The organism is Bifidobacterium sp. LH_389, from assembly GCF_056357235.1.
In genome coordinates this window covers 1-15,013 of record NZ_JBKEVR010000010.1, presented here as the reverse complement: position 1 = coordinate 15,013, position 15,013 = coordinate 1, and the positions used below count along the sequence as shown (strand labels likewise).

11 protein-coding genes, 2 rRNA genes and 1 riboswitch are annotated in these 15,013 nt (G+C 58.1%); of the genes, 6 read left to right on the top strand and 7 right to left on the bottom strand.

What is annotated here, in order from left to right:
* The first annotated feature begins 197 nt into the window (after positions 1–197).
* The 3 genes from AC1AZA_RS09025 to AC1AZA_RS09015 all read left to right on the top strand — a co-directional run bounded on the left by AC1AZA_RS09025 (position 198) and on the right by AC1AZA_RS09015 (position 4,618).
* A complete protein-coding gene (locus AC1AZA_RS09025) occupies positions 198–1,397 on the top strand; it encodes an ABC transporter substrate-binding protein (protein WP_476514328.1) in 1,200 nt (399 codons plus the stop codon).
* Between the two features lie 110 nt (positions 1,398–1,507).
* A complete protein-coding gene (locus AC1AZA_RS09020; RefSeq protein WP_476514327.1) occupies positions 1,508–3,043 on the top strand; it encodes a glycoside hydrolase family 30 protein in 1,536 nt (511 codons plus the stop codon).
* Positions 3,044–3,058: 15 nt separating this feature from the next.
* Positions 3,059–4,618 carry a hypothetical protein gene (locus AC1AZA_RS09015; RefSeq protein WP_476514326.1) on the top strand — a complete coding sequence of 520 codons (1,560 nt, stop codon included), beginning with the start codon at positions 3,059–3,061 and terminating at the stop codon, positions 4,616–4,618.
* Between the two features lie 354 nt (positions 4,619–4,972).
* On the opposite strand, the gene AC1AZA_RS09010 is transcribed toward AC1AZA_RS09015, so the two are convergent.
* Positions 4,973–6,631 carry a glycoside hydrolase family 43 protein gene (locus tag AC1AZA_RS09010; RefSeq protein WP_476514365.1) on the bottom strand — a complete coding sequence of 553 codons (1,659 nt, stop codon included), beginning with the start codon at positions 6,629–6,631 and terminating at the stop codon, positions 4,973–4,975.
* Between the two features lie 49 nt (positions 6,632–6,680).
* Entirely contained in the window at positions 6,681–7,967 is a 1,287-nt protein-coding gene (locus tag AC1AZA_RS09005) for an ABC transporter substrate-binding protein (RefSeq protein ID WP_476514325.1), read from the bottom strand.
* A 184-nt stretch (positions 7,968–8,151) separates the two neighbouring features.
* Between AC1AZA_RS09005 and AC1AZA_RS09000 the strand changes: the two genes are divergently transcribed.
* Positions 8,152–9,225, top strand: a complete 1,074-nt coding sequence (locus tag AC1AZA_RS09000) for a LacI family DNA-binding transcriptional regulator (RefSeq protein WP_476514324.1) — start codon at positions 8,152–8,154, stop codon at positions 9,223–9,225.
* A 298-nt stretch (positions 9,226–9,523) separates the two neighbouring features.
* On the opposite strand, the gene AC1AZA_RS08995 is transcribed toward AC1AZA_RS09000, so the two are convergent.
* Together AC1AZA_RS08995 and AC1AZA_RS08990 are read right to left on the bottom strand one after the other, a co-directional pair.
* Positions 9,524–9,835, bottom strand: coding sequence for a DMT family transporter (locus AC1AZA_RS08995; protein ID WP_476514323.1), 312 nt, complete (start codon positions 9,833–9,835; stop codon positions 9,524–9,526).
* 21 nt (positions 9,836–9,856) lie between these two features.
* Positions 9,857–9,916: riboswitch (guanidine-III (ykkC-III) riboswitch) on the bottom strand.
* Positions 9,917–10,112: 196 nt separating this feature from the next.
* Positions 10,113–10,676, bottom strand: coding sequence for a recombinase family protein (locus AC1AZA_RS08990; RefSeq protein WP_476514322.1), 564 nt, complete (start codon positions 10,674–10,676; stop codon positions 10,113–10,115).
* A 371-nt stretch (positions 10,677–11,047) separates the two neighbouring features.
* Here AC1AZA_RS08990 and AC1AZA_RS08985 point away from each other — a divergent pair, with 371 nt between their 5' ends.
* A complete protein-coding gene (locus AC1AZA_RS08985) occupies positions 11,048–11,737 on the top strand; it encodes a hypothetical protein (RefSeq protein WP_476514321.1) in 690 nt (229 codons plus the stop codon).
* An 87-nt stretch (positions 11,738–11,824) separates the two neighbouring features.
* Here AC1AZA_RS08985 and AC1AZA_RS08980 read toward each other — a convergent pair whose 3' ends face one another.
* A complete protein-coding gene (locus AC1AZA_RS08980) occupies positions 11,825–12,151 on the bottom strand; it encodes an AAA family ATPase (protein WP_476514320.1) in 327 nt (108 codons plus the stop codon).
* A 344-nt stretch (positions 12,152–12,495) separates the two neighbouring features.
* Here AC1AZA_RS08980 and AC1AZA_RS08975 point away from each other — a divergent pair, with 344 nt between their 5' ends.
* Complete coding sequence (locus AC1AZA_RS08975) at positions 12,496–13,557, top strand: sigma factor-like helix-turn-helix DNA-binding protein (RefSeq protein WP_476514319.1); 1,062 nt, start codon at positions 12,496–12,498, stop codon at positions 13,555–13,557.
* 420 nt (positions 13,558–13,977) lie between these two features.
* Here the strand turns inward: AC1AZA_RS08975 and rrf are convergent.
* Positions 13,978–14,094: ribosomal RNA gene (rrf, locus tag AC1AZA_RS08970) — 5S ribosomal RNA — on the bottom strand.
* Between the two features lie 155 nt (positions 14,095–14,249).
* Positions 14,250–15,013 (bottom strand): 23S ribosomal RNA (locus tag AC1AZA_RS08965); the annotation flags it as partial.

Genomic DNA, 15,013 nt, shown 5'->3' with positions numbered 1-15,013 from the left:
AGAAACGAGCCTACAACATCAAAGCAGATGTCACGGGCAATACGCGAAGGAGCGCAGTCATGCGTAGCAGAAACATTCAGGCGGCCACGGCTTTCATTGGCATCATGGCGATGGCCTTATCCGGATGCGGCATGCCGGGAGGCACACAAGCCACCGACGGACAGCCTTTGGACAATAACACCAAGGTTGAGTTGACCATGAGTGGCTGGAATCTGGGTACCACACCCGAGTTCGACACCATCGTCAATAGCTTCCACGAAGCGCATCCCAACATCACGGTCACGCTCAAGGCGTACTCGGCCGAGGACTACGACAAGCAGCTGACCGTGGATCTTTCCGGCGGAACCGGGCCGGACATCGTCACCATGAAGACATTGGGCAAGTATGCCACGTATGTAGGTGGCGATACCCTGCAGGACATCACGGACATTGCCGATCGCATGAAAGGCGACCAGTACGACCCGTCCGCCTACAACCTCGACGGCAAGACGTATTCGCTGCCTTACCGCATGGACAGCTACGTGATGTACTACAACAAGACCATGTTCAACAAGGCTGGCGTGGCCGAGCCTTCCGCATCGTGGACTTGGAACGACTTCATGACCACGGCCCGTGAGCTGAAGGCCAAGCTTCCGGCGGCCGGGTATGACGCCAATGCGGTCAAGCCAGCGTATTTCCACACGTCATGGCAGCAGATTCCGCAATCCATCGCCTTGGTGCAGACCAAGGGCGCCGACCTGCTCTCCGGCAACTACGACTACATGAAGCCGTACTACGAGCGCATACTCACCATGCAGGATGAGGATCTGATCCTCAACTACGGCACGGTGTCGTCGTCCAGAACGCAGTATCAGGCGCAATTCAGCACTGAAAAAGCCGCCATGATGCCTATCGGCACGTGGTACATCATCGACATGATTACGCAGAAGCAGAAGGGTGACGGCGCCAACTTCGAATGGGGCATCGCACCGCTGCCGCAGAATCCCGACGAGCCGTTGCCCAGTACGCCGCTCACGGTCGCATCGATCGCTGGCTTGGGCATTTCCGCCGGTACAACCGGGGACAAGCTCAAGGCCGCACGGGAATTCGTGGAATGGGTGTGCGGCGAGCAGGGCGCCAAGGCGATCGCGGCACTGGGACTCACGCCCGCGTTCAAGAACGATGCCGTGGAGCAGGTGTTCTTCGGACAGCAAGGCGTGCCGAACGACGATCTGTCCCGTAAGGCATGGGCCGGGCAGAAACCTCTGATCGACTCGCCTGCATCCGCGGGTACCGACGAGGTCCTCACCATCCTGAAGGCCACGCATTCGGCGATTCTCACCAAGTCCGATTCCATTGATGACGCCATTGCGTCCGCCACCAGCCAGATCAAGAACAGTGGTGCTCTTGACCGCTGAACCATCACGCCTCGCTACTGGCGGCAGTATCGCAGCCGTACAGGCCATCCGATACCGCCGCCGGTGGCGGTTCCAACAGACAAGGCATAGGCATAGTAAGGATTCCCACCATGTTTCCCTTTGAATTATGGACTGCGACATCCGGCGATCTCGTGTTGCGCCGGTCAACGCTGCCGACGCCCACCCCTGTTGCGTCCGCAGGTACTGCGACGCCGGTCGTGATCGACCCCTCACTCCACCGGCAGGATTGGATGGGAGCGGGCGCGGCCATCACCGACGCTACGGCGGCGCTGATATGGACGTCCATGGATGAGCGGCAACGCACGACTCTGTTGCGGGAGTTGTTCGATCCGGTTCGCGGGGCGGGATTTTCCATGATCCGTATCCCCATAGGATCCTGCGACTTCAATGCGCAGGACTATTACACCTATGATGACGTGCCGTTTGGCAGCCATGATGTGGATCTCGAATCGTTTTCCATAGGGGAGGGCATACCGGGCAGCGCCGATGCAACCAAGGATCTGCGCTACATCGTGCCGGTGGTCAGGGAGATTCTGGGCGTCAATCCCGGCGTGAAAATACTGGCCTCGCCATGGAGCGCCCCGGCATGGATGAAGAACACGGGATCGCTGACCCACGGAGGGCGTCTGCGCTTTGGAGAATGGACCGGATACGGCTACGATTCCATGCACGATAGTTTCGAAGGCGTCTATGCTCGATACCTGACGCGATTCGTGGAGGAATATGAACGTCTTGGCATACCGATCCATGCGCTCACCATTCAGAACGAACCCGCGTGCGCCTCGCCATGGCCGGCAATGACGTGGACGCTCGAGGAGCTGGCGACGTTCGGACATGACTTCCTGCGTCCAGAACTACGACGGCACGGCTTGGAAACAAAACTGTACTATCTCGACGACAATCCCGGCACGTTGCATGAACCACTCGGCGACGTCATCACCGGTGAACAGGCAGCGGCATTCGACGGCATTGCCGTGCACACGTATGCAGGCCCATATGACAATTTGGATTACGCCCTCGGATCATTCCCCCATTGGACGCTCATGATGAGTGAACGCCGCTGCATGATGGAGGAAAGCGTGGAGGATGCTTCACACATCATGTTCGGCGTCAACTGCAACTGGCTCATTCGCCGAGGCATGAGCGCCATCACGCTGTGGAATCTGGCACTCGACGAACGAGGACTGCCAAACAGGGCCGGATCCACAGGACGCCGGGGCGTCATTACGATAGAACGCGGCACCGGCAACGTACGTCGCAATCTGGAGTATTACATGCTGCGCAACGTCAGTCAGGGCATAGCTCCCGGTTCACACGTCATAGGTTCGTCGAACTATACGGCTAACGGCTATGACGGCGGATTAGGAGCAGTGGCGTTCATGGGACCGGATGGAACGATTACCGGCGTACTGTACAATCCGTCATCCGATCCCATCGAGGCTGCCGTGACAGTCAATGGCAGCGGAGCTATCTGGCAGCATGCGACGGTACCGCCTTATGGAACCGTCACGCTGCAGAAATCCACGCATGCGATCAACGATTCCGCAGTGCCCGACGATGCCGACTTTCCGCTCGATCCGGTGCCGGCGCACTTCGCTGGGGACAAGGCGCCGGGAAAGGGATGAATCATGGGGACGAGTATGGGGGACAACAAGATGAGCAAGCCGAGTGATGACAAACGATGGACGCTGTGGACGCTGCGGAGCCAAAGACGACACTATTTCGACTCTTCGGTAACGCTGAACGAGTGGAAGGCTGACCCGAACGATGACGAACGCGCATCGGGCGGGCTGACCGTGACCAATGCCGGTACCGGTTCTGTCCCGCTGGAATGGCTCCGGCGCATAGGGGATGCGTCACCGTGCCCGTATGCAGCAACCGACGTGGACTGTCGAGGCATAGGCACTGTGGATGTTGTATTGTCCTATCGGGTCGATGGCGCCAATCGTATCGACGTGGTGCAGCACTGCAAAGGCAGTGCAACCATTGGCGTGACCATTGCGGTGATCAAGTACGGCCGCAACGTTATGACGCGGGATCTACAGGTGCCCGGCGGCGGTGCGCGACGGCGGATACTCAGGGTAAAGCTCAACGGCATGTGCGTGAGTGTTCACTGCCCGATGTCTGACGATGGAAACAGGGCTGCTGCGACGGAACCCGTTGGCAATGATTATTGCGGCAGTGTGGATATCGGCGCGATATTCGATCTGCGCTCCGATGTGGTCAGAAACCGGTTCCGCCTCCTGGGCGGCGTACGGGTGTCGGCAGGCGGGTCGGTCGTGATCCGAAGCATGCGCGAATACCTTACATGTGGCACCGGGCAGGCAGATCCTCGGGTGGTGCAGTTGGAGGATGGCACGCCCATAGTGCAGGGCAATCGCATCTGGATAGCGATGACCACGCGCGGTTACGAACGTGTGGAGGATAGTTGTCAGGGAGTGTACGAATTCGATCTCAACACTTACGACTTGCGGCTGGTGTCGGTCATCGCATTCCGACCGTCTGCAGATGACCTCATTGACGGATGGGATGCAAGCGGAACAGACCGACAATGGCATGCGGCGGCAATACTGTTCGATGAGCATGCCAACCGCTGGCGATTCACGGTCACATCGCACGGCGACGATCACGCGTTGTGGCAGGGAGAACTTCCGCACGACCCTCGCCGGGGTGGGTTCATCGAAGCCAAAGCCCGGCGAATGAACTACCCTGCGTCCGGCAACGAAGAGGACTCGCACGTGGTGTACGACGCTGGAAGCAAGTCCTGGCTGATGATCTACGTGCGCATGGATCGGCAATTGCGAAAGTACCTGACATTTCTCGCTCAGGCTGACACATGGGACGGAATCTACAGGGATGTCGCCGGACCGGGTGACGCCCAAACCGGACCGTTGCTTCAACGGGCGAACGGACACTGGCTCGTGTTCGCCGGACTATGGAACGACGAGCCGGACGACGCCAAATTCGTGGCATTGGATCCCGACTGCGGATTAAGAAAAATGGGACAGCTGCACGTTGACCATGAACCGGATGGCAGAAGCGTTTGGCCTGCAATTGTTCCCGTGACCGCTGCAGGGGACGGGAGTCAGTTGATGCTGTCATTCAATCGGAATCCGACGCTCGGACAGACACCGACGGGAAGATACTCGTATGGAGATCTGCTGGTGTACAGGCACGAACATGATGAGGATGAGCAATAAACCGTCTGACAAGTGGCCTTCTTGTATCCTCGAACAAGACCTAGAGGCGATCCAAGCTACCCAAAAGCTACAGCGGCTACACTGCTCTTGACCTCGACGAATGACTGTTCGACCTCATCGAGCGTCTTCCATGCCAATGGGGATGGCACCGGTATTGCTCAATCATAAGCAACCCGGTATCATCCCGCAATAATGACTGATGACCAAACCTCTGAAGTCTCAGCGACCTCGAGCAAAATGTCTGCCTAACCTCCGTTCGCCGCTAAGACAGCAACGACTAGATCGGCTCTGGTAAGCCAATCAGACCATCATTCTGACCTCGAAGAATGCTGCGTTTATCGGCGACGATCGTTCTTATTGTTCGCAATAGTTGAAGTAACTGAAAGAAGCTTCCTCGCCATAACCTGAGTAATCCATCGCCGCCAGACCAACGAATGCACCAGTAAAAGCAGCATCGCCTCCGGCTTCTGAATACTCATCAGACAGCACTGCGGCATCCAGAACGACTGGCAATGCAACCCAAGGCGTCAATCCGGTTCTTTTCTCAGTTACATCATCGCTGAAAGAGTACGCATATCGATATGTTTGCGTATGGACTTCCACGCGCAACTGGACGGACGAGCAATCGTCCGGTATGGCGATCGCTTGATCCTGAAGGTATGACGTCAAACGCCCATGAGCACATTGCAATACTTCAAGCACTCGGCAGCATCGACGCTCGTCATAGGTCACTACTACGCCTGACCAGTTCGTAGCCCCGTAGTAATTGATCAGCCCAGCCATGGCTTGATATGTTATCGGCCGGAATGCCAAGGACGTTTCCGCCGTGAAGTCGAACGACTGCCAGCGTCGAGCCACCATGGATACATTGAATGTGCTGCATAGGGAATGCTCACCCCTCAGCAACAATTGTCCTCCACCGACATGCCCCATACGTTCATCAAAAGGAACACGAAGAGTTTGCCAGTCAATTCCCAACGATTCAGACATGAAGTCATCGTGTTGAGTACGTTTCGTATCCTCATCGCGCAAAGGAAGACCATTATCGTCTGTGGAAACAACCGCATCGGGTTCTTCGACTGCAAGCGATCCATGTCGTCCTCCGACAATCCGAGGCCATTCGTTTTCCCAAATAACCCGATGGATCGAAGTTTCCCGCCCAAGAGTGCTCCACCCTGCAGCGCACAATGGTTCAGTCTCATGACGCCATGGCCGTCTGCATAATGACGCGTAGTACCATTCACCATCCGGAGTGTCGAACAGGGATCCATGTCCTTGACACTGCAATGGCCCATAAGGATCGTCATAGTTCGTGAGCAGCGGCTCATCCATCACTTCATATGGTCCGAGTAGGTTACGCGCACGCGCCACGGTTTCCTGATGTGATCTGCCGGTACCTCCTTCGGCTGCGAACAGGTAATACCAATCGTTCTTGCGATAGAGATGAGGTCCTTCCGTCACTTGTACCGGGCTACCCTGCCATAGAATTCGCTGAGTTTCTCGTTTCAGCTGCATAGTGTTAGCATCAAGCTCCGTGATTGTGATCCCGTTAAACCGGTGATGGTATTCGCGCGAGTCGATCGTTTGCTGAAGCAGATACTTCCGTCCATCGGAATCATGGAACAGACTTGGATCAAATCCAACCCCATTCAGCGGGATTGGCTCAGACCACGGTCCGTGTATATCCGTAGAGGTAACCACATAGTTACGCACGTCCTTGAACGTGCCACGAGATGACACCGTATTGGAATAGACGAGCCAGAACTTGCCATCAGCATAGGACAGGTCCGGGGCCCATACTCCGCATCCCGAAGCAACACCACGCATATCAAGCTGTGAGATACGATCCAACGGGAATGGGAGTGGCTCCCAATGCTCCAGATCCAAGGACTCGTGCAGTCGCACACCAGGAAACCATTCAAAGGTAGAAGTAGCGGCATAGTACATATTCCCGACTCGGATTACTGAAGGATCGGGATGAAACCCGGACAGAACGGGGTTTTCGATCATGATTGGGTCCTTTCGCAGTCCTGCGGCAGCTCCACAAGACCAATGCGCGATGTCAGGCTGCAGCGTCAATTTCCTTGTTCATCTCATCGCTCAGTCCTCTGGCTGCCTCTTGCGCTGTACGCTTGCCATAGATCACATCCTGCTGATAGCGCAGCACAATATTCCCCTGATTGCTGGAGCCCGCCGGGGAAATCTCGGGGAGTCCACCGACATGAGGTTCGATGCGATCGGTAAAGTCAAGGACCTTTTGATCAATGACCCCGACCTTGTTTCTCATGGACTCTCGAATCTTCCCATTGGAGGGGATGCCTCGTTCCACACCCTGCACCTCCGCTGAATATTCACTGTTCACTAAGTAGTCAATGAGCATGGCGGCCTGCTTAGGATGTTCACTCTTAGCACTAATCGTCCATGTAGGAGAGTAGCCGTACGTATCCCATTTACCGTCCACGTTCGACGGTATCGGTTCCAGAGAGACATTCTCAGTACCCAAAGCCGTCGAAAGCGCGGAAAGCTGCGACGCAGAGTAAAACCCGGTGGCTTGCTTGCCCGTCCCGATATCGCTCTGATCAAGAGTGGCCGTAGAGTTCTCGGTCCATCGATCTGCGGTGCCGGCCGACCCGTTGGCCACCATATCGGCCGTCAATTGGAAAAATTCAGTCAGAGCTTTCTCCTCCATGGCAAATTTACCGTTTTTATAGACGGTAGTACCATGCTGATTGGCCCAGATTTGAAGAATCGCAGCTAGAGGGGTACCGATGGTGACAGCGCCATGGGACTTTTCAGAGACTTCCTTGCCGAATGCTACGTATTCATCCCACGTCCAGTTATCGGTGTCGGGAAGAGTAACACCGATACGCTCCAGCAAATCATTGTTGACGACCATGCCGTAGTTGCCGATCATATATGGAATCCCGTACTGTGTGCCGTTCATCTGTCCGGCTTCCATATTGGCGATGTTGCTGGTATCGATATCGTCGCCGACTTGGGCAAGGTCGAGCAACACACCTTGCGATGCATACGACGACAGGTAAGACTGATCCATTTGGATCACGTCAGGTGTGTTGCCACCTGCAACCGATGTAGCAAGTTTGTCCCAGTAACCGGACCAGTCGGCGTTCTGCAACTCGACGTGAATGTTGGGATGTTCTTGCTCGAATTGCTTGACGACTTTCTCCGTATTGGCTGCACGCACATTGCTGCCCCACCAATTCAGACTGATGGTCACCTCTTCGTCGTCAGGATTCTGCGCGCTAGTGCCACCCGAACCTCCGCATCCGGACAACATCAACAATACGGCTAGAGAAGCGCCAGTGACACGAAGCTCGTACTTATTCATAATATGCTCCTTTACATATCGTATCGGTAAGATATTTTCCTATTATTTGCCAGTAAAATATTTGCTCTACAACGAGTTTTATAATCTTACCGATAAGATAATGATACGCATAGGATCCACAGAAAGCAATCCGACACCGCCAAAACTTCTGCCGCAAGGCCTCTGCGGCGTGTTGCATGGCACTATGCTGGAAACCAGCCAGTTTCCGAGGGAGGTTTCGATGGTCACACTCCGCGATGTCGCCAAAGCAGCCGGCGTAAGTGCCACTACAGCGTCCGCGGCGCTGCGCGGCAAACCCTACGTAAAGCCCGAAACCGCCCAGCTCATCAGAACCATCGCAGAGCAGATGCATTATGAGATGAACTATTCCGCCCGCGCTCTCACTTCCGGCAAAAGCGGCATGCTTTCCATAGTGGTTCCGAACCTCAGCGAACCGTACTATCCCCAAGTCACCAACTATCTCATGGAAGAAGTTCACAGGCTTGGCATGCCGATGATCATCCACATGTCCGACCTGACATCCAGCACCGACCATCGGTCGATTCGCCAACTGGCTACGTTCGCGGACGGCATTTTCGCTTTCCCATTCAACCTGACCGACTCAGAAATGGATTACCTGCAAACCCGTTGCCCGGTCGTCATGTTCAACGATTGTTCGCCTGATCCTCGGTTCGATGTAGTCAATGTACGGCAGGAGCATGCTATGAACTGCGCCGTGGAACATCTAATCGCCCGTGGATATCAGCGTATCGGCATCCTCGGCCACCGGTACAAATCCCATGCAGAGGCAAGCAATACGTTGACCCGCGTTGGTGTCATTCGCCCTCAATCGGCGCTTCGATCGCTCGCCGATCATGGTTTGCCAGCCGATGATTCAATGATCCGCGATGTCCCATGGACAGTGGAAGACGGTATCGTAGCTGCAAATCGACTCGTTGACGAAGGTATGCCATTCGATGCGGTGTTGTGCATGAACGATGCCATGGCCCTAGGGACCATCCGCGGATTCGCCTCTCGCGGCGTGCATGTGCCTCACGATGTAGCCGTCATGGGTGTTGACGGCATTGATGAAGGATCCTATAGCGTACCGTCCTTATCCACTGTCGCCATTGATTTCCGAGGCATGGCCCACGCTGCAGTCCAGCTGATGCTTAGCCGCATAACCCATTCAGACATTCCCGAACATCCCCAAATCATTCAGGTCGGATACCAACTTATTGTTCGAGAATCCACCACGGCTATGACACCATTGCATTAATCTCCACCACCTTGACTATTTGTGGCTTGTTGGGCAGAGGCTCACTCTGACCGGCATACTGTCGGGCACGGGCGGACCGCTGCATGACCTCGACGCCGCGGGCGTGCGTTGCTGGGTCCTGATCGCCGCCGGAGTCGCCCCCTGCCGCCGCTATGACGGCAGGTCCATGCGCTTCTCTCAGCTGATCCCCGTGCCGGGAATCGACACACCTACGTTGGTGTCATTCTTTCCGACCGTCACATGCGGGCCGCCGCGCTTGCCCAGCGTCACGCTGCCAACAAGCATCCATCCGAGATCATCAACCGACGATCTTCAATCCCGCGACGCAGACGATCAACCCGCAGATAAGCAGGATGCGCAGCAGCGACGGGGCTTCCTCGCCGCTGACCATGCCATAGGCCGCGGTGATCGACTCGCCGATGCCGACCCAGATGGCGTAGGAAGCGCCGATCGAAATGTGCCTTGTCACGTATGCAAGGCCACCCATGCTGGCAATGAGGTCGACCGCGAACACTACTGGAACGACCTTGGAGAGCCCCTCGGAACGGTCAAGGGCGATCGCCCACACAGATTCGCACAGACCGGAAAGAATGAGAACGAGCCAAGACATGGCCACCACGCTCCTCATGCGTATGGCAAGTCTTATCAAACCGGGTACTTGTCCATCGTCCGGGAACCACTGTGGCCCTGTCTGGCAGCGGGGCACATCACGGCCGGGATCATGGTCGTACGCCACGCGCCCCGATATGCAGAATCGTAATTAAGTGAATTACGATTCTGCTTTAAGACGCTGGGGCGTTCATGCGCAAAAAGACTGAATGCGGTTCGGGCCTGTTTCCTGTCTGCCGGTCAAAGGCACACGAGAAGCGACGCCACCACACATCTATCTACGCCTTGTCCCTCTCCAGCGCCCGGTACACGGTGGCCCGACCCACGCCCATCATGCTGGCGATCTGGTTGACCGTCACCGTTTTCGAGTCGTAGAGGCGGCGTACCTCGGCCACCTGTTTCGCATCCAGCTTCAACGGCCGGCCACCGCGCCGGCCCCGGGCCCGCGCAGCCTCCAGTCCGGCGTTGGTCCTCTCGCGGATCAGGTCGCGTTCGAACTGCGCCAGAGCAGCGAAGATGTTGAACACGAGGATGCCGCCGGGCGTGGTGGTGTCGATCGCCTCGTTGAGGCTCACGAATCCCACGCCCATCTCCTGGAACCGGTTCATGAGCTCCACGAGGTTCTGCACGCTGCGGCCCAATCGGTCAAGCCGCCAGACGACGACCACGTCGCCTTCGCGCAGCAGCTCCATCATCCTGTCGAGCTCCGGCCGATGCGCCTTCGCGCCACTGGCGGTGTCCACGAACAGCCGGTCGCATCCCGCCTTCTCCAATGCGTCGCGCTGCAGGTCGGCCGTCTGCCCCGCGGTGCTCACTCGTGCGTATCCGAATCGTTTGCCCATACCGGAAAACGTATCACAAACCGACATCAAGCTTCCGATATGAGATATTGATATTGAGACGGTTTTTGATACACAATCTCCCGGCGTTTCGGAGACGGAACCAGCAGCAGACGGACAGCGTCCGAAAACGACCGTTTTTGGGCGGTCGCCATCGGTGAGCTGAAGGCACCGGGTTGATATCCTGAAAGAGAGATGACGGTTATCAAGCTGTCACACGCGCCTTCTTTTTATTGGCGTTCCAACGCCGAAACGCCATGGTCCCCCAAGCCGGACTCCCCTAGGAAAGGAAGCACAAGGCCCTCTATTACTAGTCCAGCAGTCGCGGCGGGCGACGGCGCCCGCCGCGACGATACGACGCAGGGAGAAACACAATGACACGCAACAAGTCGATCACTGTCGGCTGCCTGGCGCCCATCCTGCTGCTGTCGGGATGCGCCGGCCCGCCGTCGGGCAACGCGGAGGTGTTCGAGGAAGGAACACAGGTCGAACAATGGTCTTCCTACGAGGACCTCGTGGCGCAGATCCTCGCGGACGGCAAGGTCAGCCGCGCCGAAACCGAACAGGCCCTCAACGCCCTGGGACAATGCCTGGGCGAAGCCGGGCTCGCCGGCGAAATCACCTACGACCTCGACACCTACCCGTGGCACCAAGGATCGCTGCACGTCCCGACGTCGATAGTCCCGGCACTCAGCGACGAGGACTTCAACGACGAAGCCAAGCGGCATGCACACGAGGAGGAAAGCGCCAGACAGTATGAGGAGCGGCGGGCGAAGTGCGCCACCTTCGATCAGGTGGAGGAGTGGGTGCTGTCGCATGCGGACTTCTCCTCGTACGACAAAACACGCTACGACGCCCGCGTGGAATGCATCAGAACGAACGCGCCCTCGTACGCCGACCGCATCAGCGACTCTTGGCCACGCGGCGTCGAGGGGCTGCAGCGGCTAAGCGAGACGTTCACGCCGATCATCACCACGGACGGCGACTCCGGCGAGGACCTCGAGGCCCTGACCGCATGCATGGCGTCGGCAGGCAAAAAAGTCATCAAAATCGGCACTGAATAGCTGACATCGGTGGTGTATCGTCTCGTGACATGACCGACACTGGGCACTGACCTGAGGCACTGGTAGCCGCGCGCGGCGCACTTCCGGTCACGCGCCCAGCGTACCGATGGGGATCACGTAGATGCCATCGTCGCGCCGGTAAGCGAACTCGCCGATGCCTACCAGCACGGCAAGGAATTCGGGATCGCTGGTCCGCGCGTACGGGTTGGCTGTCAGTTTCTTTCGCATGCGCGAAAGGGTCGCGACGGCGTCGGGCACCTTGTCCTCGCTAGCTTTGATTTCGATGCCGGCCCAACGGCCGTCCGCCAGTTCGATGATCGCGTCGCACTCCAGTCCAGAGTCGTCGTGGTAGTAGCGCACGGGCTCCATGCCGATGTCCGGAAGGGCGCGCGCGTATACCAGCAGGTCCCGCACACACAGATTCTTGAGCCGAAGATGCACAGATACCGTTCGATCTGCGCGTCGACGATGCGCGGGCGGTATGAGCTTGGACGGATGCCTGTGGATGCCTTGCCCGTCATGCGTTCCACCTTCCTGAGCTGCGCTCCGGCTGGTCGCGAGTTTTGCGACGACGAAAATCCGAAACTTCTAACTACAAGAATCCGAATCTTCCGACTACCAAAATCCGAATTATCCAACGACAAAAATCCGAATTCAGTGGTGAGACGCGCGGATGCCCATCCTGTTTCCCAGACCGTGAAAAGCGAGAGTTAATTCAATCTGCCGTTTTCCCCGTCGTTGGCTACACTGGGATGGCTATGTCTATTCCAGAAACGATCTCGACGCCACAGGCCGAACGTCCCGGCATCCTTCCGGGCGACGACGGCGGTGAAGCGCCGATCTTCGACGTATGGACCGATCTGGATGCCGTCGCCGTCTGGGCGAGGGCGAACGAGCGCGACGATCTGCAGCCGTTCACATTGCCCGTGACCGAAGCGATGCCCGAGCACGTACGCCGCGCGGCGCAGCGGCTTAACGCCTACACGATCGGCAGCCTGTTCTCCCATGATCCGATGCCGGACGACGATCCCGGCTGGCGGCCCGAATCGGACGCCGGCGAGCCCATGGAGCCCATGACGCTCGCCCAAAGCGTGGAGCACGCCATCAATCTGCTGGACGGACGCGAATTCGAGGTGCTGATCCGGCGCATCCTATACGAACAGCCGGAGACCGTCGACGAGGTCGCGGAACGCTGCTCGGTAAGCCGCGAAAAGGTACGCCGCATCGAGAAGTCGCTGCGTCTCCGCCTGCAGACCGTTCTCGAAACGCATCATGTGGAGGAACGGCTCAAGGCATTGTTCGACGGCACCGTGCCGTTCATGACCACGGTACAAGCATGTGTGCGCATGCCCGAGATCGGGGAGCGTCTGGAAGGGCTGTCCACGCCGTTGCACAGGCTGATCCGCAACGTGTGCGGCACCCCGTTCGAGGTGAGGGACGGGTGGGTCGCCTCGCCCTCGATCATGTTCGCCCGTCAGGAATTCCTCGAGCTGCTGCGGGAAGAGGCCGATGCGCACGGCATCGTCTCCCCGAAGACGCTGGACTCGTACGACATCCTCACCGATTCCGGGGTACCTACGGGGACCGTAGCACGCTGGCTCGCATACTGCGGCATCGTGACGGTGGACGGTCATGCGATCGTATGCGCACGCTCGCGTGATGTGATCGAGGCGATCCTGTTCCTGAAGAACCGTCCTATGTCCCCCGCGGAAATCGCGTCGCTGCTCTCGGAGGACGATGCGGCGACGGTCGAGAGCGAGCTCAGGGCAGATCCCCGGCTCGTGGGTGCCGGCGGCGGCCGCTGGACCCTGCGTCGCTGACAGACAACGCCGCCAAGCAGGAGACTGCGGACCCGGCAGCCCGTCGTCTCCTCCGCTCCACGGGAATCCGCTGCGGCAACGACCCGATGCCCTTGCGATCCCTTCCGGCAAGTGATACGGAAAGAGCCCGTCAGACATCGTCTGGCGGGCTCTGGGAGATGAGGAAGAGAAGGCCCCAGTGGGGCAAAGCCAAGCCCGGTCCGGCCGGCGAGACGCCGGGAGGTGAGCCGGCGACGGCATCCTCCCCCGGCTCACCCGGATACAGGAAACGGCCCGGAGATTTTGTCCCTCCGGGCCGTTCGCGTGACCGGCGTCTGCGACCGCGAGTCAATCCCCCGCGACAACGCCTGACCGCAAATGCGGCGCAGAAATGAATGACGGGGGCGTCCCGTAGGACGCTCCCCGTCATTCGAAGTGTATTTGCGGCGGTGTGTTACTCTCCCACACTCTCTCGGGTGCAGTACCATCACCGTGCCAGGCCTTAGCTACCGGGTTCGGAAAGGGACCGGGCGTGACCCCTGGGCCATGACCACCGCAAAAACCGGAACGCATGGTGGCGGTCCGGGAACCGGACAATGGACGCGAGCAACCCTCGTTGCCTGTCGTTGTGTGAAGCACGCTTGTGCTCCGTGCCGCAGACGAATCCGACGCCCAACCATCCCACGCACACGCACTCCCGGAAGAAGGCGTGTGTCGTGTTGGCGTTCCCCCATTAGTACCGGTCAGCTCCACCGCTCGCGCGGCTTCCACGTCCGGCCTATCAACCACGTGTTCCACATGGAGGGTACAGACCCCAAGAGGGGTCAAGGAATCCTTATCTCGGAGAAGGCTTCCCGCTTAGATGCTTTCAGCGGTTATCCCTTCCGAACGTAGCCAACCGGCCGCGCCACTGGCGTGACGACCGGCATACCAGAGGTTCGTCCACCCAGGTCCTCTCGTACTATGGGCAGGCCTCCCCAGGATTCCAACGAGCGCAGAGGATAGAGACCAAACTGTCTCACGACGTTCTGAACCCAGCTCGCGTGCCGCTTTAATCGGCGAACAGCCGAACCCTTGGGACCTGCTCCAGCCCCAGGATGCGACGAGCCGACATCGAGGTGCCAAACCATCCCGTCGATATGGACTCTTGGGAATGATCAGCCTGTTATCCCCGGGGTACCTTTTATCCGTTGAGCGATGCCGCGCCCGTGCGCCGGCACCGGATCACTATCCCCGACTTTCGTCCCTGCTCGAGCCGTCGCTCTCGCAGTCAAGCTCCCTTGTGCGATTACACTCAACACCCGATTGCCAACCGGGCCGAGGGAACCTTTGGGCGCCTCCGTTACTCTTTGGGAGGCAACCGCCCCAGTTAAACTACCCGCCAGGCACCGTCCCAGAGCAGGATCACTGCTCATGGTTAGACGCCAGATATGAACAGAACGGTATTTCACCTTCCGACTCCACCCAGGCTGGCGCC